At 66.0% G+C, this 23,444-nt stretch carries 21 protein-coding genes, 1 other RNA gene and 1 pseudogene; 19 read left to right on the top strand and 4 right to left on the bottom strand.

Annotated features, from left to right (window positions below; translation table 11 throughout):
• The first annotated feature begins 46 nt into the window (after positions 1–46).
• Both LXM94_RS03430 and LXM94_RS03425 read left to right on the top strand, forming a co-directional pair.
• The gene (locus LXM94_RS03430; protein WP_235769738.1) at positions 47–802 is read left to right on the top strand and encodes a 3-deoxy-manno-octulosonate cytidylyltransferase; all 756 of its coding nucleotides are present in this window, start codon (positions 47–49) and stop codon (positions 800–802) included.
• Positions 803–815: 13 nt separating this feature from the next.
• Positions 816–1,670, top strand: a complete 855-nt coding sequence (locus LXM94_RS03425) for a prephenate dehydratase (protein WP_235769737.1) — start codon at positions 816–818, stop codon at positions 1,668–1,670.
• Between the two features lie 6 nt (positions 1,671–1,676).
• On the opposite strand, the gene nudC is transcribed toward LXM94_RS03425, so the two are convergent.
• Both nudC and LXM94_RS03415 read right to left on the bottom strand, forming a co-directional pair.
• Positions 1,677–2,648, bottom strand: a complete 972-nt coding sequence (nudC, locus tag LXM94_RS03420) for an NAD(+) diphosphatase (protein ID WP_235769736.1) — start codon at positions 2,646–2,648, stop codon at positions 1,677–1,679.
• A complete protein-coding gene (locus tag LXM94_RS03415; protein WP_235769735.1) occupies positions 2,645–3,055 on the bottom strand; it encodes an HIT domain-containing protein in 411 nt (136 codons plus the stop codon). Before LXM94_RS03415 ends, nudC begins: the two co-directional genes overlap by 4 nt.
• Before the next feature lie 116 nt (positions 3,056–3,171).
• Here LXM94_RS03415 and ffs point away from each other — a divergent pair.
• From ffs to LXM94_RS03395, 4 genes are all read left to right on the top strand, one after another.
• Positions 3,172–3,268: signal recognition particle sRNA small type (ffs, locus tag LXM94_RS03410), an RNA gene on the top strand.
• 43 nt (positions 3,269–3,311) lie between these two features.
• Positions 3,312–5,189, top strand: a complete 1,878-nt coding sequence (locus LXM94_RS03405; protein ID WP_235769734.1) for a DNA polymerase III subunit gamma/tau — start codon at positions 3,312–3,314, stop codon at positions 5,187–5,189.
• Positions 5,190–5,212: 23 nt separating this feature from the next.
• A complete protein-coding gene (locus LXM94_RS03400) occupies positions 5,213–5,536 on the top strand; it encodes a YbaB/EbfC family nucleoid-associated protein (RefSeq protein ID WP_235769733.1) in 324 nt (107 codons plus the stop codon).
• 78 nt (positions 5,537–5,614) lie between these two features.
• On the top strand, positions 5,615–6,226 hold the full coding sequence (locus LXM94_RS03395; protein WP_235769732.1) for a LysE family translocator: 612 nt from the start codon (positions 5,615–5,617) through the stop codon (positions 6,224–6,226).
• 22 nt (positions 6,227–6,248) lie between these two features.
• Here the strand turns inward: LXM94_RS03395 and LXM94_RS03390 are convergent, their stop codons facing one another.
• Complete coding sequence (locus LXM94_RS03390) at positions 6,249–6,863, bottom strand: MOSC domain-containing protein (RefSeq protein WP_235769731.1); 615 nt, start codon at positions 6,861–6,863, stop codon at positions 6,249–6,251.
• A gap of 56 nt (positions 6,864–6,919) precedes the next feature.
• Between LXM94_RS03390 and recR the strand changes: the two genes are divergently transcribed.
• A complete protein-coding gene (gene recR, locus LXM94_RS03385) occupies positions 6,920–7,525 on the top strand; it encodes a recombination mediator RecR (protein WP_235769730.1) in 606 nt (201 codons plus the stop codon).
• Between the two features lie 14 nt (positions 7,526–7,539).
• Complete coding sequence (locus LXM94_RS03380; protein ID WP_235769729.1) at positions 7,540–8,799, top strand: lytic murein transglycosylase; 1,260 nt, start codon at positions 7,540–7,542, stop codon at positions 8,797–8,799.
• 10 nt (positions 8,800–8,809) lie between these two features.
• Here LXM94_RS03380 and LXM94_RS03375 read toward each other — a convergent pair whose 3' ends face one another.
• Complete coding sequence (locus tag LXM94_RS03375; protein WP_235769728.1) at positions 8,810–10,438, bottom strand: MFS transporter; 1,629 nt, start codon at positions 10,436–10,438, stop codon at positions 8,810–8,812.
• A gap of 264 nt (positions 10,439–10,702) precedes the next feature.
• On the opposite strand from LXM94_RS03375, the gene rimP reads away from it, so the two are divergent.
• From rimP to LXM94_RS03320, 11 genes and pseudogenes are all read left to right on the top strand, one after another.
• A complete protein-coding gene (rimP, locus tag LXM94_RS03370) occupies positions 10,703–11,287 on the top strand; it encodes a ribosome maturation factor RimP (RefSeq protein WP_235769727.1) in 585 nt (194 codons plus the stop codon).
• 117 nt (positions 11,288–11,404) lie between these two features.
• Positions 11,405–13,012 carry a transcription termination factor NusA gene (nusA, locus tag LXM94_RS03365; RefSeq protein WP_235769726.1) on the top strand — a complete coding sequence of 536 codons (1,608 nt, stop codon included), beginning with the start codon at positions 11,405–11,407 and terminating at the stop codon, positions 13,010–13,012.
• Between the two features lie 28 nt (positions 13,013–13,040).
• The gene (locus LXM94_RS03360) at positions 13,041–13,709 is read left to right on the top strand and encodes an RNA-binding protein (RefSeq protein ID WP_235769725.1); all 669 of its coding nucleotides are present in this window, start codon (positions 13,041–13,043) and stop codon (positions 13,707–13,709) included.
• A 106-nt stretch (positions 13,710–13,815) separates the two neighbouring features.
• Positions 13,816–16,458 (top strand): translation initiation factor IF-2, encoded by a 2,643-nt coding sequence (gene infB / locus LXM94_RS03355; protein ID WP_235769724.1) that lies wholly within the window; start codon positions 13,816–13,818, stop codon positions 16,456–16,458.
• A 73-nt stretch (positions 16,459–16,531) separates the two neighbouring features.
• On the top strand, positions 16,532–16,939 hold the full coding sequence (rbfA, locus tag LXM94_RS03350) for a 30S ribosome-binding factor RbfA (RefSeq protein WP_235769723.1): 408 nt from the start codon (positions 16,532–16,534) through the stop codon (positions 16,937–16,939).
• 10 nt (positions 16,940–16,949) lie between these two features.
• A complete protein-coding gene (truB, locus tag LXM94_RS03345; RefSeq protein ID WP_235769722.1) occupies positions 16,950–17,885 on the top strand; it encodes a tRNA pseudouridine(55) synthase TruB in 936 nt (311 codons plus the stop codon).
• A 272-nt stretch (positions 17,886–18,157) separates the two neighbouring features.
• Complete coding sequence (locus tag LXM94_RS03340) at positions 18,158–19,873, top strand: sensor histidine kinase (RefSeq protein ID WP_235769752.1); 1,716 nt, start codon at positions 18,158–18,160, stop codon at positions 19,871–19,873.
• Positions 19,863–20,195, top strand: coding sequence for an SH3 domain-containing protein (locus tag LXM94_RS03335; RefSeq protein ID WP_235769721.1), 333 nt, complete (start codon positions 19,863–19,865; stop codon positions 20,193–20,195). The genes LXM94_RS03340 and LXM94_RS03335 overlap by 11 nt, the downstream gene beginning before the upstream one ends.
• Before the next feature lie 160 nt (positions 20,196–20,355).
• Positions 20,356–20,625 (top strand): 30S ribosomal protein S15, encoded by a 270-nt coding sequence (rpsO, locus tag LXM94_RS03330; RefSeq protein ID WP_235769720.1) that lies wholly within the window; start codon positions 20,356–20,358, stop codon positions 20,623–20,625.
• A gap of 335 nt (positions 20,626–20,960) precedes the next feature.
• The gene (gene pnp / locus LXM94_RS03325; RefSeq protein ID WP_235769719.1) at positions 20,961–23,105 is read left to right on the top strand and encodes a polyribonucleotide nucleotidyltransferase; all 2,145 of its coding nucleotides are present in this window, start codon (positions 20,961–20,963) and stop codon (positions 23,103–23,105) included.
• Between the two features lie 96 nt (positions 23,106–23,201).
• Positions 23,202–23,444 (top strand): annotated as a pseudogene (locus LXM94_RS03320) (methyltransferase); the annotation flags it as partial.

Raw genomic sequence — 23,444 nt, 5'->3', positions numbered from 1 at the left:
ACTGAGACCTTTTGACACTTTTCGCGGGGGTTTTGAAGGGCGGACCATGAATCCCGTGAAATTGAATGAAACACTCGTGCTGATCCCGGCGCGACTGGCCTCGACACGCCTGCCGGGCAAGCCGTTGGCCGACATTTGCGGCGCTCCGATGATCGTCCAGGTCGCGCGCCGCGCCGCTGAGTCGGCCGTCGGGCGCGTCGTGGTCGCCGTCGATCACCGGGACATTCACGACGCCGTGGTCGCCGGCGGATTCGAGGCGATCATGACGCGCCCCGATCACCAGTCCGGGTCGGACCGCATCTTCGAGGCGCTCCAGGCCTGCGATCCGGATCGTCAGGCCAGCGTGGTCATCAACGTGCAGGGCGACCTGCCGACGATCGACGCGGCGACGATCCGCGCTGCGCTCGACCCTCTTGCGGATCCGGCCGTCGACATCGCGACGCTGACGACCGAAATCCTCGACGAACACGAGAAGAGCAATCCCCATGTGGTGAAGGTGGTCGGCTCGCCGGTCGGCGAGAATCGACTGCGCGCGCTTTATTTCACGCGCGCCACGGCGCCCTACGGCAACGGCCCGCTCTACCACCATATCGGGCTCTACGCCTATCGCCGCGCCGCGCTGGAGCGTTTCGTGACGCTTCCGCCCTCGACGCTCGAACGGCGCGAGTCGCTGGAGCAGCTCCGGGCGCTCGAGGCCGGCATGCGCATCGATGCCGCCATCGTTGACACGGTTCCGCTCGGTGTCGATACTCCCGCCGACCTTGAGAAGGCACGGGCCATTCTCGCAAAGACGGCCATCTGACGGATTCCAGGACATGATTGCAAAGACCAACAGGATCGCCTTCCAGGGCGAATTCGGCGCGAACTCCGACATGGCCTGCCGCGACATGTTCGCGGACATGGAGCCCTTGCCCTGCCAGACCTTCGAGGATGCCTTTCTGGCCGTCGAGAACGGCGAGGCCGATCTCGCGATGATCCCGATCGAGAACACCATCGCAGGCCGCGTCGCCGACATCCATCATCTGCTGCCCGAGTCGCGGCTTCACATCGTCGGCGAATATTTCATGCCGATCCGCTTCCAGCTCATGGTGCTGCCGGGCGTCTCGACCGACGAGATCCGGACGGTCCACAGCCATATCCATGCCCTCGGCCAGTGCCGCAAGATCGTGCGGCTGAACGGCTGGAAGCCGGTGATCGCCGGCGATACGGCAGGCGCGGCGAAGCTCGTTGCCGAGCGGGGCGACCGCTCGATGGCGGCGCTGGCGCCACGGCTCGCGGCCGATCTCTACGGGCTGGAGATCGTTGCCGAGAATGTCGAGGACATCGAGTCCAACATCACGCGCTTCGTCGTGCTGGCGCGCGATCCGGTGTCCGTTTCGCGCGCCGGCGCGGACGAGGTCATCGTCACGACCTTCGTCTTCAACGTGCGCAACATCCCGGCCGCGCTCTACAAGGCGCTGGGCGGCTTCGCCACCAACGGCATCAACATGACGAAGCTCGAAAGCTACCAGATCGGCGGCAAGTTTTACGCCACGCAGTTCTATGCCGACATCGAGGGGCATCCGGACGACCTGCATGTGAAGCGGGCCCTGGAGGAGTTGCGTTTCTTCTCGGAGAAGGTGCGCATCCTCGGCACCTACAGGGCGCATCCGATGCGCGTCACCCTCTGACGGTCGTCAGGCCCAGTCGAGCCAGTCGCGCATCAGCCGGTGCGCGATGGCGCCCTTCGGCGGCGGCGTGGTCTCGCCGGGGGCGAGCCCGATGACGGCGTTGCGCGCAAGCATTGCTTCGGTCTCCGCGCGCGTGAACCAGCGGCAGTCCTCGAGCTCCCGTTCGTCGCGGTGGATGTCGAAGGACCGCGCCTCGCCGTAGCATCCGATCATCAGCGAATGCGGCATCGGCCAGGGCTGCGAGGCGTGGTAGCGCACGCGCCCCACCTTGATGCCCGATTCCTCGAAGGTCTCGCGGCGCACCGCATGTTCGATCGTCTCGCCCGGTTCGACGAAACCGGCGAGACAGGAATACATGCCTTCCGGAAAGTGCGGCGAGCGGCCGAGCAGGCAGAGATCCCGTTCGAGGTCGATCACCAGCATGATCGCCACGGGATCGGTGCGGGGGAAGATGGTGTGGCTGCAGCCCTCGCAAACGCGCCGGTAGCCGCCGGCCTCCATGCGGGTCCTGGTGCCGCATTTGCCGCAGAACCGGTTGCTGGCGTTCCAGGTGAGCAGGCTCGACGCCTGGGCGAACTGGCCGAGAAGGTCGTCCGTCAGCATCTGCTGGCGGTAGAGCGTGCGGCCGTCCGCCGCCTTCAGCGGTTCGTGCAGCGCGTCCGGGTCGGAGCGCACCGGAACGGCGAGCCGCGGCTCGCCGTTCTTCTGGTAGCCGAGCAGGATCGTGTCCTCGGTGACCGGGTCGAGACCGGCAAGCTCGTATGGCGCGAAGAGGGGATCGATGATTTTCTCGTCGTGCTTGACGACGAGCTTGCCGCCGGCGAATGCGAAGGCGTGCACGCCGGCCGTGCGGAACGCCTGCTCGACGCAATCTTCCCCGCGTTCCTCCGACCGCCGGTCGAGCGGATTTTCCGCGAAGGCGACCATTGTGCTCGGTTCGGCATGCGGCAACTGGAGATCGAAGATCGATGACGTCATGATTGAAGGGCTTCCAATATCGAATGCTCGAAGGACATGCGGGCGTCGTCCGGCCAGGAAACGGCCGAGCCGAAGCCCCAGACGGGCCCGGGCCAGTTCGGATCGCCCTCGATGCGGGCGATGACGTGGATATGGAGCTGCCGCACGATGTTGCCCAGCGCGCCCACATTGATCTTCGTGGCGCCCGTCACCCGTTTGAGGGCCTCCGCGACGAGATTGGTCTCGAAGGTCAGCAGAGCCTGATCGAGCGGGGTCAGGTCGAAGAGCTCGCTGACGCGCGCCCGTTGCGGCACGAGGACCAGCCAGGGCCAGCGGGCATCCAGCATCAGCCGAAGCTCGCACAGGCCGAGCTTCGTCAGAAGCTCGGTGTCCCGGACAAGCCGGGCGTCGGGTACGAATGCGCTCAAGGGTGTCTCCGGCTTTCTGCTTTTTGCAAAGTCATGCCATGTCTGCCGACCGGCCTCCAAGCGCTTTTTTGGCGGCCCCGCTTGCATTCGACTCGATTATTGCCGATATGGAGGCGGGAGGTTGGTGGTGGACGAGCCACTCGCCAACCGGGTCAGGTCCGGAAGGAAGCAGCCCTAACGAGCCCGGCACGGGTCATCGTGCCAGCCTCCCACCTTGCGTCCTGTCGGGACAAGATTTCGTAGAGCGGCAGGGTCGATGAGCGACGACACTCTCCAAGCGTCCAGCAATAAGTCCGCCGCCTACCGCGTGCTGGCGCGCAAGTATCGCCCGAAGGACTTTTCGGACCTCATGGTCGGCCAGGAGCCGATGGTCCGCACGCTCACCAATGCCTTTGAGACGGGCCGCATCGCGCAGGCCTACATGCTGACCGGCGTGCGCGGGGTCGGCAAGACGACCACCGCGCGCATCCTCGCCCGCGCGCTGAACTACAAGATCGCCGACATCGACAAGCCGACGATCGACCTCAGGGTCCCCGGCGAACACTGCCAGGCGATCATGGAAGGCCGGCATGTCGACGTGATCGAGATGGATGCCGCCTCCCATACCGGCATCGACGACATCCGCGAGATCATCGAGCAGGTGCGCTATCGGCCGGTCTCGGCGCGCTACAAGGTCTACATCATCGACGAAGTGCACATGCTCTCGACACAGGCCTTCAACGGCCTGCTGAAGACGCTCGAGGAGCCGCCGGAGCATGTGAAGTTCATTTTTGCGACGACCGAAATCCGCAAGGTGCCGATCACCGTGCTGTCGCGCTGCCAGCGCTTCGACCTGCGGCGCATTTCGGCCGGCGATCTCGTTGGCCTGTTCACGACGATCCTCGAAAAGGAAGGCGTCGCGGCGGAGCCGGATGCGCTGGCGATGATCGCGCGCGCCGCCGAAGGCTCGGCCCGTGACGGTCTGTCCCTGCTCGACCAGGCGATCGCCCATGGCGGCGGTGCCGTCGAGACCGCGGCGGTGCGGTCGATGCTCGGCCTTGCCGACCGGGCGCGCATCGTCGATCTGTTCGAGCATATCGTCAAAGGGGATGTCGCCGCGGCGCTCGCCGAGTTCGCCGCGCAATACGAGGCGGGTGCAAGTCCGCCCGTCGTCCTGACCGACCTTGCCGATTTCACCCATCTCGTGACGCGCATGAAATTCGTGCCCGATGCGGCCGGCGACCAGTCGCTGAGCGAGATCGAGCGGCGGCGCGGCGCGGAATTCGCCGGCTCCGTCGCGGTCACCACGCTGTCGCGGATGTGGCAGATGCTCCTGAAGGGAATTCCTGAGACGGAGGCCTCCAGCCGCCCGGCAGGGGCGGCGGAAATGGTGCTGATCCGGCTTGCGCATGCCGCGCATCTTCCCGCACCGGAGGATGCGGCGCGACGCCTTCTCGAACTGTCGAACGGCGAAGCACCGCCAGCGCCCCGCGCTGCACCATCCGGCGGCAGCGGTGTTGCAACGAACGGTCCGGCGCAGCAGACGGCGGCGACCGAGCGGCGCGATCCGCCTGCGATCCGCCCGCAGCAGGGCTCCGGTGCGACGATGCTTCGGCCCGTCCCCGCCGCGCAGCCGGCGGAAGAGACCGTCGGCCGGATCGAGAGCCGTCCGGCGCCCGAGCTTGCCGAAAAGCCGGCATCGAAGGTCCCCGTCAACACGCTGGGCGACATTGCCGAGCTCTGCACGAAGAACCGCGACATCCGCTTGCGCACCCTGCTGCGCGGGTTCGTTCGTCTCGTGAAGCTGGAGCCGGGCCGGCTGGAGATCAACCTTGGGGACGACGCCCCGAAATCGCTCGTCGGCGACCTGCAGAAGCGGCTCGAAGAATGGACGGGCATCCGCTGGATGGTCATCCTGTCGCGCGAGGCGGGCGAACCGACGCTTGTCGAGGCCGAGACGCGGGCGCAGGAAGCGCGCGTCGCCGATGCGCGCCAGGACCCCGACGTGGCCGCCATCCTGCAGCGGTTCCCCGGGGCGAAGATCACCGACGTTCGCATCAAGGCGCCGGAAGCGGAGGTCGAGACGATCGAGGTCGTGGCGGTCGCGGAATCCGCCGAGGGCGACATCCTCCCCGGCGACGACATCGAACACTGAGAACCGAAGAGAAGGAGAGGCCGATGCGCGACATCATGGGCATGATGGGCAAGGTCAAGGAAATGCAGGCGAAGATGGAGCAGATGCAGGCCGAGATCGCCGCGCTCCAGGTCGAAGGCACCTCCGGCGGCGGGCTCGTCACGGTCACGCTCGACGGCAAGGGCAACCTGCGCGGCCTCAAGATCGACCCGTCGCTTTTCAAGGAAGACGATGTCGAGATCCTCGAGGACCTGATCGTCGCCGCCCACAAGGATGCCAAGGACAAAGCCGAGGCTGAGGCCGCCGAGAAGACCAAGGCGCTGACCGCCGGCCTGCCGATCCCGCCCGGCTTCAAGCTGCCGTTCTGAACCGGCAGGATCTGCAAGACGACCGCAGACGGACGGTGTCGCCGGACCGATCGGCGGCTTTCGGTGGGAGGACTGTGCATGAGCCTGACGACGCTTCTCGTTTTTGCCGGCGCGCTGCTGATGGCGGCGGGCTCGCCGGGCCCGAGCATCGCTGCCCTCGTGGCGCGTGTTCTGTCGCGCGGACCGCGCGACGTGCTTCCCTTCCTTGCCGCCATGTGGATCGGCGAGGGCGTCTGGCTCACCTGCGCGGTCGCCGGTCTCGCGGCGATCGCCGAGAGCTTCCATGTCGCCTTCGTCGCCATCAAGTGGCTGGGCGTCGCCTATCTCGCTTATCTCGCCTGGAAGATGTGGTTCGCCCCGATCGGCGAGAGCGAGGCGTCGCTGCCCGAGGCGCGCTCAGGGCTGAAGCTCTTCTTCGCCGGCCTGACCGTCACGCTCGGCAATCCCAAGATCATGATGTTTTACGTCGCGCTGCTGCCCGCGATCGTCGACCTCGGCGCCGTGACCGTTCTCGGTTGGGCCGAGCTAGTGGCGACAATGTTCGTCGTGCTGGTGGTGATCGACCTCGCCTGGGTGCTGCTCGCCGCCCGGGCGCGGCGCTTCCTGAAAAGCCCGCGCGCCGTGCGCATCGCCAACCGCATCGGCGCCGGCACCATGGCCGGTGCGGCTGCGGCGATCGCGACGCGCTGAACGACCGAACGAGAAACCGCGCTTAGCCCGTCAGCGCCGCGCGCAGCTTGTCGCTGATCGGTGCGGCGAGGTAGCGGGCCCGGTCCTCCTCCGAGAGGTTCCGGCCGAAGGTCTTCAGCAGTTCCGGCATGGTCACCGGTACGCCGTCGAAGGGCGTGTAGGTCACCGTGTCGCCGGCCGCCACGACGCCGTCGCGCAGCACGCGACAGTAGAAGCCCGGACGGCCCGCGGCCAGGAACGCCTTGGCAAAGCCGGGGTCGTCCATGTGGGCGGCGAAGGTTGCGCAGGGGATGCGCGTCGAGGTCACCTCCAGAAGAACGCCCTCCGTCTCGAAGCGGTCGCCCACCGAAATATGGCGGCTGTCGATCTCCCCGATCACCAGGTTCTCACCGAAGGTCCCGGGCTCGACCGGCCGCCCGAGCTCTCGCGACCACCAGTCGAGGTCGATCGATCCCAGCCCGTAGACCGCCTGTTCCGGCCCGCCGTGATGCTTGCGGTTGACGATGGCGTCGCCGATCAGCCCCTCACGGTCGATCATGGTCGACGCGTCCGTCGGCATCTTGCAGATGCCGGACTTGTAGCTCTTTCCCGGCACGCTCCGTGCCGTCCCCGTGCAGACCGCGAGAATGCGTGCCACGCCGCTCGTCTCCTTTGGTGATTCCGTTCCCCCGAGATATGGGCTAGAAACCGGCCATGGCAAAGCGAGTCACCGGCCCCGAAATCGAAAAACTCATCCAGCTCCTTGCAAAGGTGCCGGGCCTCGGTCCCCGCTCGGCACGCCGCGCGGCACTTCATCTCGTCAAGAAGAAGGACCAGTTGCTCGGACCGCTCGCCGACGCGATGGGCGAGGCGCATCGCAAGGTGCGGATCTGCTCCTGCTGCGGCAATGTCGACACGATCGACCCCTGCACCGTCTGCACGGACGTACGGCGCGACCAGGCGGTCATCATCGTCGTCGAGGATGTCTCCGATCTCTGGGCGCTCGAACGCGCGGCTGCGATGAGCGCCGCCTACCACGTGCTGGGCGGAACGCTCTCGCCGCTCGACGGCGTCGGGCCGGACGACCTCAACATCCGCGGCCTCGTCGATCGCGTGGCAGGGGGCGGTGTGCGCGAGCTCATCATCGCCGTCAACGCCACGGTCGAAGGCCAGACGACGGCACATTACATCACCGACCAGCTCGCGGGGCTGGACGTGAAGATCACGCGGCTCGCCCACGGCGTGCCGGTCGGTGGAGAACTCGACTATCTCGACGAGGGCACGCTGACGGCGGCGCTCAGGGCGCGCACCGCCATTTGAAGAAGGACGCAGCGATGAACTGGAAAGTTCGCCTCCGACCCGCCGTGCTGGCCGCATCCGCCGCTCTTCTCGCCCTGTCGCAGCACCCCGCCTCTGCCGCCTCCAGGGCCGACGTCGAATCGCAGTTCCGGTCCTGGATTTCCGATGAGCTCTGGCCGGAGGCGTCGAAGACAGGCGTCTCGCAAAAGGCCTTCAAGGCTGCCTTCGAGGGCGTGACGCTCAACTGGGACCTGCCGGATCTCGTGCCGCCCGGCTCTCGGCCGCAGTCGGAGCAGAAGCAGAGCCAGGCGGAATTCTCCTCGCCGGGCGCCTACTTCTCGGAGAAGCGGCTGCAGGGTCTTGCGGCCTCCGGGCGGGGACTCGCGACGACCCATGCGGCGACGCTGCGCAAGGTCGAACGGGCCTACGGTGTCCCCGCCTCGATCATCGTTGCCGTGTGGGGACGCGAATCGGGCTTCGGCCGGGCCGATATTCCCCATTCCGCGATCGAGGTGCTGGCGACAAAGGCCTTCATGTCGACGCGCAAGGACATGTTCCGCACGGAGCTGATCGCGGCACTCCACATCGTCGACGGCGGGGAGCGTGCGGCCGGCGACCTGAAAGGCTCCTGGGCCGGCGCCATGGGCCAGCCGCAGTTCATGCCGACGAGTTACCTTCGTTATGCGGTCGATTTCGACGGCGACGGCAGGCGGGACATCTGGAACTCGGTGCCGGACAGTCTCGCCTCGATCGCCAATTATCTGGCGAAACGCGGCTGGCAGGCGGGCAGGCCATGGGGCTACGAGGTGTCGATCCCGCAGGGGGTCTCCTGCGCGCAGGAAGGCCCGGACCGTGCGAAACCGATCGGCGACTGGGCCTCGACCGGCATCACCCGCATTTCCGGCAAGGCGTTTCCGTCGAACGAGGCGCGGGCGTCCGGCATGATGCTCGTTCCGGCCGGCACGCATGGACCGGAATTCATCGTCACGCCGAATTTCTACGCGCTGAAGGAATACAACAACTCCGACCTCTACGCGCTCTTCATCGGCAATCTCGCCGACCGGATCGCCTATGGCAGCGGCGCTTTCGCGGGCCGGTGGGGCGATGTCGGCAAGATGCTGCGCTCCGACGTGCTCGCCATGCAGAAGGCGCTGGTCGCCAATGGCTACGATGTCGGCAAGGTGGACGGCCTGCCCGGCTTCAAGACCCGGCGGTCGCTCGGCGACTGGCAGGAAAAGGCCGGCCTGCAGCCGACCTGCTTTCCCGACGCCCGACTGAAGGCCAGGCTTCGCTGAACGCGGGCGGTCAGTGCATGTCCATCTGCTGCTTGTAGCGCTCGTAGTCGTGCGGCAGGATCGTCTGGCGCTCGATCATGCGGTGCACCCGCGGGTCCGCCTTGCCGCGATGGAGCGCGCGCAGCCGTTCGCCGTTCTCGGCGTCCGCCTTCGTCCGCCGCTGGTTGTGCCGCACATATTCCACCCAGGTCGGCACGTGATAGGTCTCGGTCCAGATCGTCGGGTTCTCGAGATCGCGCATCAGCGCCCACTGGCCGGCGCCGTCCCGGATGCGGATGCGCCGCCGTTCCGTCATCGCGACCAGGAAGTCAGGAATGTCGGTGTCGTCGATCTCGTAGTCGATCAGCACGACGATCGGCCCACTGCGGGGCTTGAGGTCGAGCGGCAGGTCCGGCTCGCTGAAACGGTTGAGCGGATCGAGGTCGAGCGACTTGAACTCGGGCAGCGCGAAGGCGAGGCCGACCGCGGCGCCGCAGGCCAGCGCGACCGCCGAGGCGAGAAGGGCTGCCTCCGCGCCGTGGGCCTCGGCGATCACGCCCCACAGCCAGCTTCCGGCCGCAATGCCGCCGAAGGTGGTGGTCTGGTAGAGCGAAAGCGCCCGTGCCACGACCCATCGGGGGGTGGAGAGCTGGACCGTTGTGTTGAAGAGGGACAGCGCCATCACCCAGCAGGCGCCCGCGAGCAGCAGCACGGCGCCGGTGAGAAGCGCCGACCCGCTGACGGCCGAGACACAGGCGCTCGTCGCGAAACCCAGGAAGGCGAGGCGGGCGATGGCTTCGCTTGCCAGCAGTTCGCGAAGCCGCGCGTTCAGCAGCGCGCCGACGATCGCCCCCGCCCCGAAGCAGCCGAGCAGGATGCCGTAGGTTAGTGGTCCGCCGGCGACGAGATCGCGTGCAACGAGCGGCAGCAGTGCGAGGATGGCGCTTGCCGAAAGACCGAAGGCGAAGCCGCGAGCGAGCACCTTGCCGAGGTTCGGCGACATCGAGACGTAGCGAAGCCCCGCGCCGACGGCACGGGCGAAATTCTCGCGCGGCAGCGTGGTCGCCGGGACCGCGGGCTTCCAGCGCAGGAGCGCGAAGATCAGGGCGAAATAGCTGAGCGCATTGGCGGCGAAAGCCGCCGCCGCGCCGGCCGCCGCTACGATCGCCCCGCCGATCGCCGGGCCGACGCTGCGCGTGATGTTGAAACCCATGCTGTTCAGCGACACGGCGGCCGGCAGGTCCTCGCGCGGCACCATGTCGCCGACCGAGGCCTGCCAGGCCGGATTGTTGAGCGCCGTGCCGCAGCCGATCAGAAAGGTGAAGGCGAGGAGCAGCCACGGGGTCAGCAGTCCGTACCAGGCGCAAAGCGTGAGCGTGGTCGAGACGGCAAGCATGAAGGCCTGGGCGGTCAGCATCAGCCGGCGCCGGTCGAAGCTGTCGGCAAGGGCGCCGGCCGCGACGGAGAACAGCATGATCGGCAGCGAGGTCGAGGCCTGCACCAGCGCCACCATGTTCGCCGACGGGGAAATGGAGGCCATCATCCACGCCGCGCCGACGGCCTGGATGAGGCCGCCGAAATTCGACACGAGGCTCGCGATCCAGATCAGCCGGAAACTCGGATGCCTGAAGGGGGCGAGGGGGGATTGGCGGTCCGGCACGGCGGTCTCTCATGAATCACGGCGGGAAGGACAAAGTAATCCGCCATGTGGCACGGGCAAGGGCGAAGGCGCGACAAAGGCCCGCGCGGTATTTGCCGCGGTTTCCCCGGATGTCTCCGGGTGTCTTGCAATCCGGTGGCCGAGCGGCTATATGACCCTTGAATTCTTGATCGACAGATGAAGGGTGGGCCCGCAAGGACCCGCTCTTTTTTATTGGTTCGATCGGGCGCATGATGAATGAAGCTCGGAGCAGGAATGCCTGGCATGTCCGAACAGACGAATGAACCGCGGCTGATCGTCGAGACCGGCCTCGACCGCCGTGTCGCCGACATCATCGAGCCGGTGCTGGAGCAGATCGGCTTCCGGCTGGTGCGTGTGCGCATGACGGCGCAGAATGGCCTGACGCTGCAGATCATGTGCGAGCGCACCGACGGCACCATGACGGTGGAGGACTGCGAGACGGTCTCGATGGCCGTGTCGCCGGTGCTCGACGTTGAGGATCCGATCGACAAGGCGTATCATCTGGAAGTGTCGTCGCCGGGCATCGACCGTCCCATGGTGCGAAAGGGCGATTTCTCCCGCTGGCTCGGCCACCTGGCGAAATGCGAGACGTCGATTCTCGTCGACGGGCGCAAGCGGTTCCGCGGCAAGATCGTCGCGGCGGACGAGAACGGGTTCACGATCGAACGCGACCAGCCCGCCTATGGCGAGGCGCCGACCGCCGTCATCCCGTTTACGGCGCTTGCCGAAGCCAAGCTCATCCTGACGGACGACCTGATCCGCGATGCGCTGCGCGCCGACAAGCTTGCGAAGGCCGCGAACCAGAACGACGAGATCGACGAAGAGTGATTGTGAGTGCGTGCCGCGCCGGGGCTTGGCCGGGTGCGGTGCGGATCGAGGGAAACGAGGCGTCCGCGGGCGCCCGAGAGCTGCGCAGGACGCGGCCGCTTCATGGAGACGAAGACAATGGCAGTCAGTGCAAACCGGCTTGAACTTCTGCAGATCGCGGATGCCGTCGCCCGCGAGAAGGTCATCGACCGCGAGATCGTGCTCGCCGCCATGGCGGATGCGATCCAGAAGGCGGCCCGCTCGCGCTACGGTTCGGAATCGAACATCCGCGCCGACATCAACTCGAAGACCGGCGAAATCCGGCTGCAGCGCCTCCTGGAAGTGGTGGAGCATGCCGAGGATTATTCGACGCAGATCCCGCTGGCGCTCGCCCGCGACCGCAACCCCGATGCGGCGATCGGCGACTTCATCGCCGATCCGCTGCCGCCGATGGATTTCGGCCGCATCGCCGCCCAGTCGGCCAAGCAGGTCATCGTGCAGAAGGTGCGCGAGGCCGAGCGCGACCGCCAGTACGACGAATACAAGGACCGCGTCGGCGAGATCGTCAACGGCACCGTCAAGCGCGTCGAATACGGTAACGTCATCGTCGATCTCGGTCGTGGCGAAGGCATCATCCGTCGCGACGAGATGATCCCGCGCGAGAACATGCGCTACGGCGACCGGGTGCGCGCCTTCGTGTACGACGTGCGGCGCGAGCAGCGCGGCCCGCAGATCTTCCTGTCGCGCACCCATCCGCAGTTCATGGTGAAGCTCTTCACCATGGAAGTGCCGGAAATCTACGATGGCATCATCCAGATCAAGTCGGTCGCCCGCGACCCGGGCTCGCGCGCCAAGATCGCCGTCATCTCGAACGACTCGTCCATCGATCCCGTCGGCGCCTGCGTCGGTATGCGCGGCTCGCGCGTCCAGGCGGTCGTCGGCGAACTGCAGGGCGAGAAGATCGACATCATCCCGTGGTCGCAGGATCCGGCGTCCTTCATCGTCAACGCGCTGCAGCCGGCGGAAGTCGCCAAGGTGGTTCTCGACGAGGACGCCGAGCGCATCGAGGTCGTGGTGCCGGACGAGCAGCTCTCGCTCGCCATCGGCCGCCGCGGCCAGAACGTGCGCCTTGCATCACAGCTCACCGGCTGGGACATCGACATCCTGACCGAGCAGGAAGAGTCGGAGCGCCGCCAGAAGGAATTCAACGAACGCACGGCGCTCTTCATGGACGCGCTCGACGTCGACGAGATGGTCGGCCAGGTGCTCGCCTCCGAGGGCTTTGCGGCCGTCGAGGAGGTTGCCTATGTCGATCTCGACGAGATTTCGTCGATCGACGGCTTTGACGACGACACCGCGCTCGAGATCCAGACGCGCGCCCGCGAATATCTGGAGCGCATCGAGGCCGAGATGGACGCCAAGCGCAAGGAACTCGGCGTTTCCGACGACCTGCGCCAGATCGACGGCCTGACGGGCCAGATGCTGGTGGCGCTCGGCGAGGACGGCATCAAGTCGATGGAAGACTTCGCCGGCTGCGCCGCCGACGACCTCGTCGGCTGGTCGGAGCGCAAGGACGGCGAGACGAAGAAGTTCGAAGGTCTTTTCTCGAAGTTCGATGTCTCGCGTGCCGACGCCGAGACGATGATCGTTCAGGCGCGCCTGGCTGCGGGCTGGATCACCGAGGAGGATCTCGCGACGCCGGTCGAGGATGTCGAGGTGGTCGAAGGCGCCGAGCAGGACGCCTGAGCCCTCTTTCTCGTTACGGAAAGCGACGATGCCGTTGCCTGAAGACAAACCTTCCGAGGACGGCGGCAACGGCCGCATGTGCATCGTCACCCGCGAGAGCGGCGATACGGATGCGCTGATCCGCTTCGTCGCCGCGCCGGACGGTCGCGTCGTGCCGGACCTGAAGCGCCAGCTTCCGGGCCGGGGCTGCTGGGTGAAGGCGGAGCGGGCGCTGGTCGAAAAGGCCGTGGCCAAGAAGCTCTTCGCACGCGCGCTCAAGGCGGATGTCCGGGCGGAGCCGGGTCTGGCGGATGACCTCGACCGATTGCTGGGTCTCCAGCTCGCCGGTATGATGAACATGGCGCGCAAGGCGGCACAGTTCGTGACCGGTGCGACGAAGGTGGATCAGGCGGTGCGCAGCGGCGCCGCGCTTGCCGTCTTCCATGCGGCAGACGCCGCGGCGGACGGCGTGCGCAAGATCGACCAGGCCCGCCGGGCCTGGAAGTTCTCCTCCGGGGAGGAAAATGAAATACCCGCCTTCCGCTTCTTCACCGAAGCGGAATTGGCCGGGCTTTTGGGGCAGAATGCTTTTATCCATGCCGTGGCGCTTGCAGGGCAGGCGGGTGAAGGTGTAGTGAAGCGCGCAATCATGCTCGACAAGTACCGTGGCCCAGCCCCGGTGCGGGCGCAGGGCGGCGCAGGCCAGCCAGGACAATGAAGCGGATGACCGGCCGAAACCGGTGCCGCCTGCATTGCCGCACAGGAATCGAACGACGGGGTCTGGTGATGCGCATCCGGCCCTGATCTCTAGGAACGGAAACGGAATGACCGACAACAAAGACGACAAGACGATCGGTGTGGCGGGCAAGAAGACGCTCTCCCTGAAACCCTCCGGGGTTCAGCAGGGGACGGTGCGTCAGGATATGGGCCGTGGCCGCACGAAGGCTGTCGTGGTCGAAACACGCAAGCGGCGCATCAATCGTCCCGAAGACGAGCGCGCGCCGATCCAGCCCATCACGCCGGTCAACCGGAATCCCGAACCGGCCCCCGCTCCGCGCCAGCCTTCCCCGCCGCCGCGCCAGGAACCGGTGCGCCCGCGCGTCGGCGTCGTGCTGAACCAGCTTTCGGCCGGCGAGGTCGAGGCACGCCGCCGCGCGCTCGCCGAAGCGCAGGTTCGCGAAGCCGAGGAAGCGCGCGTTCGCGCCGCGGACGAGGCCCGCCGCAAGGTGGAAGAGGAAGCCCGCCGCAAGGCCGACGAAGAAGCCCGCGTCGCGCGCGAGAAGGAAGAAGCCGAGCGCCGCGCGGCGGCCGAGGCGCGTGGCGAACCCGAGCCCGTCGCAGCAGAGGCCGTTGTCGCGCGTGCAGAGGTGGCTCGTCCGCAGCCGGCGGCCCGTCCGGCGCCTGCTGCGGCGCCCGCGCCGGCTTCCGCCGTCGCGCCTGCCGGCCGTGGCCGCAAGGCGGAAGCCGAGGAAGACGAAGCGCGGGGTCCGCGTGGTGCCGGGCCCGTGCGCGGCAAGCCGACCCGTCCGGAACCGGCAAAGGCTCCGGCCCGTCCGAAGGGCGACGAGGGCCGCCGCCAGGGCAAGCTGACGCTGACGACCGCAGGCACAGACGAGGACGGCGCGCAGCGCGGTCGTTCGCTCTCCGCGATGCGTCGCCGCCAGGAGAAATTCAAGCGCTCCATGATGCAGGAGACCCGTGAAAAGGTCATGCGCGAAGTCATCCTGCCGGAGACCATCACGATCCAGGAACTGTCGCAGCGCATGTCCGAACGCGCGGTGGACGTCATCAAGTACCTTATGAAAGAGGGCCAGATGATGAAGCCGGGCGACCTGATCGACGCCGACCTCGCCGAACTCATTGCCGGTGAATTCGGCCATACGGTCAAGCGCGTTTCGGAATCCGATGTCGAGGAAGGCATCTTCAACGTGTCCGACGAGGATGGCGATCTTCAGTCCCGTCCGCCGATCGTCACCATCATGGGCCACGTCGACCACGGCAAGACCTCGCTGCTCGACGCGATCCGCCATGCAAACGTGGTCGCCGGCGAAGCCGGTGGCATCACCCAGCATATCGGCGCCTATCAGGTGGAGCAGAACGGCCAGAAGATCACCTTCATCGATACGCCCGGCCACGCCGCCTTCACGGCCATGCGCGCCCGCGGCGCGCAGGCGACCGACATCGCCATCCTCGTGGTCGCGGCCGACGACAGCGTGATGCCGCAGACGATCGAATCGATCAACCACGCCAAGGCAGCCGGCGTGCCGATCATCGTCGCGATCAACAAGGTCGACAAGCCGTCCGCCGATCCGCAGAAGGTGCGCACGCAGCTCCTCCAGCACGAAGTGTTCGTCGAATCCATGGGCGGCGAAGTGCTCGACGTCGAGGTGTCGGCGAAGAACGGCACCAATCTCGACAAGCTGCTCGAGGCCATCCTGCTGCAGGCGGAAATCCTCGACCTCAAGGCCAATCCGAACCGGACGGCCGAAGGCGTGGTTGTCGAAGCCGAACTCGATCGCGGCCGCGGCGCCGTTGCGACGGTCCTCGTCCAGAAGGGCACGCTGACCCCCGGCCAGATCATCGTCGCCGGCGACCAGTGGGGCCGCGTTCGCGCGCTCGTCAACGACAAGGGCGAACACGTCAAGGAAGCCGGCCCCTCCATGCCGGTCGAGGTTCTCGGTCTTTCGGGTACGCCGGCTGCCGGCGACCGGTTCGCTGCGGTCGAAAACGAGAGCCGCGCCCGTGAGATCTCCGAATACCGCCAGCGTCTTGCCCGCGAGAAGGCCGTTGCCCGCCAGTCGGGCTCGCGCGGCTCGCTCGAGCAGATGATGAGCCAGCTCCAGACCTCCGGCGTCAAGGAGTTTCCGCTGGTCATCAAGGGAGACGTGCAGGGTTCGATCGAAGCGATCGCCGGCGCCCTCGAAAAACTCGGCACCGACGAGGTCCGCGCCCGCATCGTGCATTCGGGCGCCGGCGGGATCACCGAGTCCGACATTTCGCTCGCCGAGGCCTCGAACGCCGCCATCATCGGTTTCAACGTCCGTGCGAACGCGCAGGCCCGCAGCCTGGCGGAACGTCAGGGCATCGAAATCCGCTACTACAACATCATCTACGATCTGGTGGATGACGTGAAGGCGGCGATGTCGGGCCTGCTCTCGCCGGAACGCCGCGAGACCTTCCTCGGCAATGCCGAGATCCTGGAGGTGTTCAACATCACCAAGGTCGGCAAGGTCGCGGGTTGCCGCGTCACCGAAGGCAAGGTGGAGCGCGGGGTGGGCGTCCGCCTCGTGCGCGACAACGTCGTCATCCACGAAGGCAAGCTCAAGACGCTCAAGCGCTTCAAGGACGAGGTCTCCGAAGTCAATGCCGGCCAGGAATGCGGCATGGCCTTCGAGAACTACGAAGACATCCGCGCCGGCGACACGATCGAGTGCTTCCGCGTGGAGCATGTCACCCGCACGCTGTAATCAAGCGGTGCCACGACAGTTCATGCGAGCGCCGGATCATTTCGGCGCTCGCATTTTTTAAAGGGTTACCATCATGACCAGAGCCACCTCATCCGCCCCTTCCCAGCGCATGCTTCGGGTCGGCGAGCAGGTGCGAGCTGCCATCACCCAGGTCCTGCAGCGCGGCGAGGTGCGCGATCCGCTGCTCGAGCAGACCGTAATTTCGATCTCCGAGGTGCGTATGTCGCCGGACCTGAAACACGCGACCGCCTATGTGACGCCCCTCGGCGTTTCCGACCACGACACGGTCATCGAGGCGCTGAACCGCAACGCAAAATTCATCCGCGGCCGGCTCGGGCCGCAGTTGCGCCAGATGAAGTACATGCCGGACGTGCGCTTCCGCGACGACACGAGCTTCGACAATTACAAGAAGATCGACGAACTGCTGCGTTCTCCCGAGGTCTCGCGCGACCTCGGCGACAGCGGCGACGGCGACGAATAACGAAACGACAATGTCCAAACCACGCAAACCCAAGGGTCGCCCGGTATCGGGCTGGCTGATCCTCGACAAGCCGTTCGATTTCGGCTCCACCGAGGCTGTCTCGAAGATCAAATGGCTCTTCAAGGCGCAGAAGGCCGGCCATGCCGGCACGCTCGATCCGCTCGCCTCCGGCATGCTGCCGATCGCGCTCGGCGATGCCACCAAGACGGTCCCCTACGTCATGGATGGGCGCAAGATCTACGAATTCACCGTGACCTGGGGCGAGGAGCGGGCGACGGACGATCTGGAGGGAGACGTCACCCGCAGCGCGGAACTACGTCCGGACGAACAGGCGATCCGCAACCTGCTTCCGCGCTACACCGGGACGATCCAGCAGATTCCGCCGCAATTCTCGGCGATCAAGATCGACGGCGAACGGGCCTACGACCTGGCGCGCGACGGAGAGACCGTGGAGATTCCCTCCCGCGAGGTCGAGATCCATCGGCTGACCCTGCTCGGCTGCGCCGACCAGGCTACGGCCCGCTTCGAGGTCGAGTGCGGCAAGGGCACCTATGTGCGGGCGCTTGCCCGCGATCTCGGCCGAGACCTCGGCTGCTTCGGCCATATTTCCAGCCTGCGGCGCACCTTCGTCGCGCCCTTCGCCGAAGAGGACATGGTGCCGCTCGACGAACTGACGGCGCTCGAGGCGATCGAGGACGAGGCCGAGCGGCTCGCCGCCCTCGACGCATTCCTGATCGATACGGGCGAAGCGCTCTCAGACCTGCCGCAGATCGTCATCAACGACGATCAGGCGCACCGGCTTCGCATGGGCAATCCGATCCTGCTGCGCGGCCGCGACGCGCCGGTTTCGGCGGACGAGGCCTACGCAACGGCGCGCGGGCGGCTTGTGGCGATTGGCGAGGTCGCCGGCGGCGAATTCCGGCCGAAGCGCGTCTTCGCGGGCTGAGACCGGTCCGCCGGCGTTTGCGGAGGCGGTCTTTCGCACTGTCGTGCAGGTTCCTGCGTGCCGGCGGCGCGGCCGCTGGCGGCCGGGTGAGCGCCTCGCCCCGCTTTAGAGACTTATCGCGACTTGATTTCGCCGGATGTGCACGGCTTTATGGGGCCGCCTGTTCCGCAACGCTCCGATTGTCCTCAGGGAACAACCGGCATCGCAGGGTCTTGTGAGGACTGGTTCATCGCGCTTCGCGTGCCAGCGGGAGGACATGCCGGTTGACAAGCATGACGACGGATGCGGATGGATCGACAAAGCCCGCCGGCGGTGCTGACTGGCACAGCCGCATGCGCCATCCGGTCGCGTTCTATCTTGTCTGCCTCATTCTGGTCGCCGTCATCCCGGCCTTCATCTTCGCGACGATCGTGCTCAAGCGGACGAACGAGGCACAGGAGCGGATATTCGAGTCGCTGCTGCGCACCTCGACCGGCGCTGTGAACCGGGTCGTCGAGCGCGAAGTGACGGGCATGTACGCCACGCTCAACTTCCTCTCGACGTCGGAATACCTGCAGACCGGCGACTATGCCGCCTTGCACGCGCAGGCGGCGAAGGCGCTGGAAGGCACCGACACGCATTTCATCCTCATCGACGCGGACATGCAGCAGCGCCTCAACACCCGCGTGCCCTATGGCATGACGCTGGGGCCGACCTCCGATGCAACCTCCGCCCGCCAGGCGCTGGCGCGCGACGAACGCCTGGTCTCCAATCTCTTTTTTGGCCGTACGGCGCAGCGATGGGTCTTCAACGTTCATCTTCCGGTCCGTCTTGCCTCCGGCGAAAGGATGCTGCTGACGCTGACCCGCAATGCGGAGAGTCTTGCCAACGCCGTCAACCGGGACATCCTCTCTCCCGGCTGGAGCGCCGCTGTGCTCGATGAGGCCGGCCACGTCATCGTGTCCACCGACATGACGGAGGCAACGGGCAAGCCGTTCTTCCTGCAGATCGTGCCGGCCCTGCGCATCGGCGTCGGTCAGGCGAGCCAGGGGGGCGTGACCTACCAGGTGGTGACGGAGTTCTCATCCCTGACGGGCTGGAAGATGATCGCCTGGGCCAAGACATCCGACGTCAAGGCGCCGGCGGTCTCGTCGCTGCTCTGGCTGACGATCGGCGGCGCGGTCTTCGCCGGGCTTGCCGCGGCCGGAGCCTTTGTGATTGCCCGTGTCCTCTCGCGCGATGTTCGCAACCTTGCCGACGACGCACGGCGGCTCGGGCAGGGAGAACGCATTCCGTCGCGCCTGCATATCATCGCCGAGCTCGAAACCGTGTCGCGTGCGCTGTCTGAGGCCGCCGATGCCCGCGTCAAGTCGGAAAACGAGATCCGCTTCCTGATGCGCGAGGTCGCCCACCGTTCGAAGAACCAGCTGACCGTCATTCAGGCGATGTTGAACCAGTCCGCCAACAACGCGGAAAACGCGACCGATTTCGCGGATACCTTCCGCAAGCGGGTGGCGGGCCTCGCGCGCTCGACGGACCTGATGATCGCGAACGCGGCGCAGGGCGTCGATCTTGCCGAACTCGCCCGCAACCAGCTGAGGCCTTTCACGCCGGAGGACGAGTCGCGCCTGACGATCCGCGGGCCGGCGCTGCGCATCGATACGCAGGCCTCCCAGACCCTCGGCATGGCGCTGCACGAACTCTCGACCAATGCGACGAAATATGGCGCGCTTGCGAACGACCGGGGCATCGTGCGGCTGACCTGGCAGGTCGTGGGCGATCGTCTCGTCCTGACGTGGCGGGAAAGCGGCGCGGATATCGACAAGGAAAAGATCGCCGCGGAGCGCAAGGGTTTCGGATCCGTCGTGCTCGAACGCATGCTCAAGATGGCGCTTGACGCGGATCTGGAGCGGGTCGTCCATGACGACGGAATCGAGTGGCTCATCGAGCTTCCGCTGGAGAGACTGAACAACAGCGCGACCGGACCGGAGGAAAAGAATGAAACGTGAGGGCATGGTCCGCCGCGCCGCGCTGGCGGCAGTCGTCCTTTGCGCCGAGGCCGGGACTGCGTTGGCAGCCGCGTGCCTCGTCAACGATCCGACCGGCACGCCCCTCAATGTCCGCGCCGCGCCGAACGGGAGGATCCTCTTGACGCTCGGCAACGGCGAGAAGGTCGAGCCGGTAGGGGAAAGGACCCACGAGGGCAAACCCTGGCTGCTGGTGGCCCGAGGTGGCCAAGAGCTTGGCTGGGTCTTCGCACGCTACATCCTCTGCCCGGAAAGGGGCGATCCCGTCGAAGCCGCGCCCATCCCGCCGGCCGAGCAGCGTTAGGCGCGTTCCACGCCCGGTTTGCGGCCTCTTCCCTTTCCCCCATGAATGGTTTATAGGCAGCGCCAGCATCGGGATAGCATCCCGTTTGCCTCGCGGCCGTTGCTGGACGACATCCCGGCATCTGGCGACCAAGTCCTCAAATTTCAGAAAGGATCACACGATGTCGATTACCGCTGAGCGCAAGACTGCGCTGATCAAGGAATATGCCACGAAGGAAGGCGACACCGGTTCTCCGGAAGTTCAGGTCGCAATCCTGACGGAGCGGATCAACAACCTCACGGAACACTTCAAGGGTCACAAGAAGGACAACCACTCCCGTCGTGGCCTTCTGACGCTGGTGTCGAGCCGCCGTTCGCTTCTTGACTATCTCAAGAAGAAGGACGAGGGCCGCTACGCCAAGCTGATCTCTGCCCTGGGTATCCGTCGCTGACATTTTCGGCGGGCGTTCCGATCGGAACGCCCGCCGTTTTCATGGCGGATCTCCCGCCGCGCTCGGTCGCCGCATTGCGGAGCCGGGGACTGTCCAGCAGGCCGGATGGGCCGGACCTGCGGCACAACCGATGACCTGTCATGGGGCAGGATTGCAGGATGCTTCAGGCGAAGGCCTGATCCGGCGCCACGCCGACCGGGAACGCCGGATGGCGATCTCGACGCGCCGGAAGAACGAAGCCTCCCGTTGTCTTGCCCATGATGTGTCATGACATGCGTTTCAGCCGGACCCGCGCCCTTCGGCGGCGGGCCGGACCGCGCATATGAGGACAAGATATGTTCAACACCCATACCGTTGAAATCGAATGGGCAGGCCGCCCGCTGAAGCTCGAAACCGGCAAGATCGCCCGCCAGGCCGACGGCGCCGTTCTTGCGACCTACGGCGAGACGGTCGTGCTTGCGACCGTCGTTTCGGCGAAGGCGCCGAAGCCCGGCCAGGATTTCTTCCCGCTCACCGTCAACTACCAGGAAAAGACCTATGCCGCCGGCAAGATTCCGGGCGGCTACTTCAAGCGCGAAGGCCGTCCGTCGGAAAAGGAGACGCTGGTTTCCCGCCTGATCGACCGTCCGATCCGCCCGCTCTTCCCGGAAGGCTACAAGAACGACACCCAGGTCGTCGTCACCGTCGTCCAGCACGACCTTGAAAACGATCCGGACGTATTGTCGATGGTTGCGGCCTCCGCTGCCCTGACGCTTTCCGGCGTTCCCTTCATGGGCCCGGTCGGCGGCGCGCGTGTCGGCTATATCAACGGCGAGTACGTCCTGAACCCGCATCTCGACGAAATGGACGAGTCTGTTCTCGATCTCGTTGTCGCCGGCACCCAGGACGCCGTCCTGATGGTTGAATCGGAAGCCAAGGAACTGAACGAGGACGTCATGCTTGGCGCCGTCATGTTTGGCCACAAGGGCTTCCAGCCGGTCATCGACGCGATCATCAAGCTTGCCGAAGTGGCCGCCAAGGAACCGCGCGACTTTGCCCCGGAAGACCATTCCGAACTCGAAGCCGAAATGCTTTCGATCGCCGAAACGGAGCTGCGCGCCGCCTACAAGATCACCCAGAAGGCCGATCGTTACGCGGCCGTCGACGCCGTCAAGGCGAAAGTCAAGGCACATTTCCTGCCGGAAGGCGTCGAGCCGAAATACAGCGCCGAAGTGATCGGTGCCGTCTTCAAGCATCTGCAGGCAAAGATCGTCCGGTGGAACATCCTTGACACCAAGAGCCGCATCGACGGCCGCGACCTCGAGACCGTTCGTGCCATCGTGTCGGAAGTCGGTATCCTGCCGCGTACCCACGGCTCGGCGCTGTTCACCCGCGGCGAGACCCAGGCGATTGTCGTCGCGACACTCGGCACCGGCGAAGACGAGCAGTATGTCGACAGCCTCACCGGCATGTACAAGGAACGCTTCCTGCTTCACTACAACTTCCCGCCCTACTCGGTCGGCGAGACGGGTCGCATGGGCTCCCCGGGCCGCCGCGAAATCGGCCATGGCAAGCTCGCATGGCGCGCCATCCGTCCGATGCTGCCTTCGGCGGAACAGTTCCCCTACACGCTGCGTGTCGTCTCCGAGATCACCGAGTCGAACGGTTCGTCCTCGATGGCGACCGTTTGCGGCACCTCCCTCGCGCTGATGGACGCGGGCGTTCCGCTGGCAAAGCCGGTTGCCGGCATTGCCATGGGCCTGATCCTCGAAGGTGACCGCTACGCGGTTCTTTCGGACATTCTGGGTGACGAAGACCACCTCGGCGACATGGACTTCAAGGTTGCCGGCACCGCTGACGGCATCACCTCGCTGCAGATGGACATCAAGATCGCCGGCATCACCGAAGAGATCATGAAGGTCGCTCTCGGCCAGGCACAGAGCGGCCGCAAGCACATTCTCAGCGAGATGGCCAACGCCATCACCGAAGGCCGTTCGGAACTCGGTGAATTCGCGCCGCGCATCGAGGTCATGAACATTCCGGTCGACAAGATCCGCGAAGTCATCGGCTCCGGCGGCAAGGTCATCCGCGAAATCGTCGAAAAGACCGGTGCCAAGGTCAACATCGAGGACGATGGCACGATCAAGATCGCGTCCTCCTCGGCCAAGGAGATCGAAGCGGCCCGCAAGTGGATCCACTCGATCGTCGCCGAGCCGGAAGTCGGCCAGATCTACGAGGGCACGGTGGTCAAGACCGCCGACTTCGGCGCCTTCGTCAACTTCTTCGGCCCGCGCGACGGTCTCGTGCACATCTCGCAGCTCGCCTCCGAACGCGTTGCCAAGACCTCGGACGTCGTCAAGGAAGGCGACAAGGTCTGGGTCAAGCTGATGGGCTTCGACGAGCGCGGCAAGGTTCGTCTTTCCATGAAGGTCGTCGACCAGGCGACCGGCAAGGAACTCGCGCACGAGAAGAAGAGCGAAGGCGGCGAAGCCGCCGAGTAATCCGCTCACATCGATTGCGGGGGGCGCGGAGCGGCATGTTCCGCGCCCCTTTTTATTGAAGACACGGGAAACACCGTGCAGCGACAGAGAACGATCATGAGCCGTGACGCACTGAAGACCCTCTTTCATCCGTTTGCCATCGGGCTCGTGCCGATGCCGGCGCAGGGCCAGCGGTATCTCTTCCTCGGCGCCGAGGCGGGCCAGCGCCCGCCTGAGGGTTTTGCCGCGTCGATCGACGCGGTGCAGCCACTTCGCGGCCACTATCGCGCCCTGGAGGCCCAGAGGCTTGCCGTGACGCCCTCCGTCGAGGGTGACGGCTATGACGGGGCGCTGGTGCTC

The sequence above is a fragment of the Rhizobium alarense genome, from assembly GCF_021555155.1.
Classification (GTDB): Bacteria; Pseudomonadota; Alphaproteobacteria; order Rhizobiales; family Rhizobiaceae; genus Rhizobium_D; species Rhizobium_D alarense.
Note: the sequence above shows the minus strand (reverse complement) of the source record. Positions and strands in the feature narration are given on the sequence as shown.

Bases quoted from the DNA above. Each gene is read 5' to 3' on its own strand.
- infB (WP_235769724.1), top strand. From the start codon at position 13,816: ATGACCGACAACAAAGACGACAAGACGATCGGTGTGGCGGGCAAGAAG.
- recR (WP_235769730.1), top strand. From the start codon at position 6,920: ATGGCAAAGCGAGTCACCGGCCCCGAAATCGAAAAACTCATCCAGCTC.
- rbfA (WP_235769723.1), top strand. From the start codon at position 16,532: ATGACCAGAGCCACCTCATCCGCCCCTTCCCAGCGCATGCTTCGGGTC.
- LXM94_RS03360 (WP_235769725.1), top strand. From the start codon at position 13,041: ATGCCGTTGCCTGAAGACAAACCTTCCGAGGACGGCGGCAACGGCCGC.
- rpsO (WP_235769720.1), top strand. From the start codon at position 20,356: ATGTCGATTACCGCTGAGCGCAAGACTGCGCTGATCAAGGAATATGCC.
- nudC (WP_235769736.1), bottom strand. From the start codon at position 2,648: ATGACGTCATCGATCTTCGATCTCCAGTTGCCGCATGCCGAACCGAGC.
- LXM94_RS03395 (WP_235769732.1), top strand. From the start codon at position 5,615: ATGAGCCTGACGACGCTTCTCGTTTTTGCCGGCGCGCTGCTGATGGCG.
- LXM94_RS03335 (WP_235769721.1), top strand. From the start codon at position 19,863: ATGAAACGTGAGGGCATGGTCCGCCGCGCCGCGCTGGCGGCAGTCGTC.
- truB (WP_235769722.1), top strand. From the start codon at position 16,950: ATGTCCAAACCACGCAAACCCAAGGGTCGCCCGGTATCGGGCTGGCTG.
- pnp (WP_235769719.1), top strand. From the start codon at position 20,961: ATGTTCAACACCCATACCGTTGAAATCGAATGGGCAGGCCGCCCGCTG.
- nusA (WP_235769726.1), top strand. From the start codon at position 11,405: ATGGCAGTCAGTGCAAACCGGCTTGAACTTCTGCAGATCGCGGATGCC.
- LXM94_RS03430 (WP_235769738.1), top strand. From the start codon at position 47: ATGAATCCCGTGAAATTGAATGAAACACTCGTGCTGATCCCGGCGCGA.
- LXM94_RS03380 (WP_235769729.1), top strand. From the start codon at position 7,540: ATGAACTGGAAAGTTCGCCTCCGACCCGCCGTGCTGGCCGCATCCGCC.
- LXM94_RS03405 (WP_235769734.1), top strand. From the start codon at position 3,312: ATGAGCGACGACACTCTCCAAGCGTCCAGCAATAAGTCCGCCGCCTAC.
- rimP (WP_235769727.1), top strand. From the start codon at position 10,703: ATGTCCGAACAGACGAATGAACCGCGGCTGATCGTCGAGACCGGCCTC.
- LXM94_RS03425 (WP_235769737.1), top strand. From the start codon at position 816: ATGATTGCAAAGACCAACAGGATCGCCTTCCAGGGCGAATTCGGCGCG.
- LXM94_RS03400 (WP_235769733.1), top strand. From the start codon at position 5,213: ATGCGCGACATCATGGGCATGATGGGCAAGGTCAAGGAAATGCAGGCG.
- LXM94_RS03340 (WP_235769752.1), top strand. From the start codon at position 18,158: ATGACGACGGATGCGGATGGATCGACAAAGCCCGCCGGCGGTGCTGAC.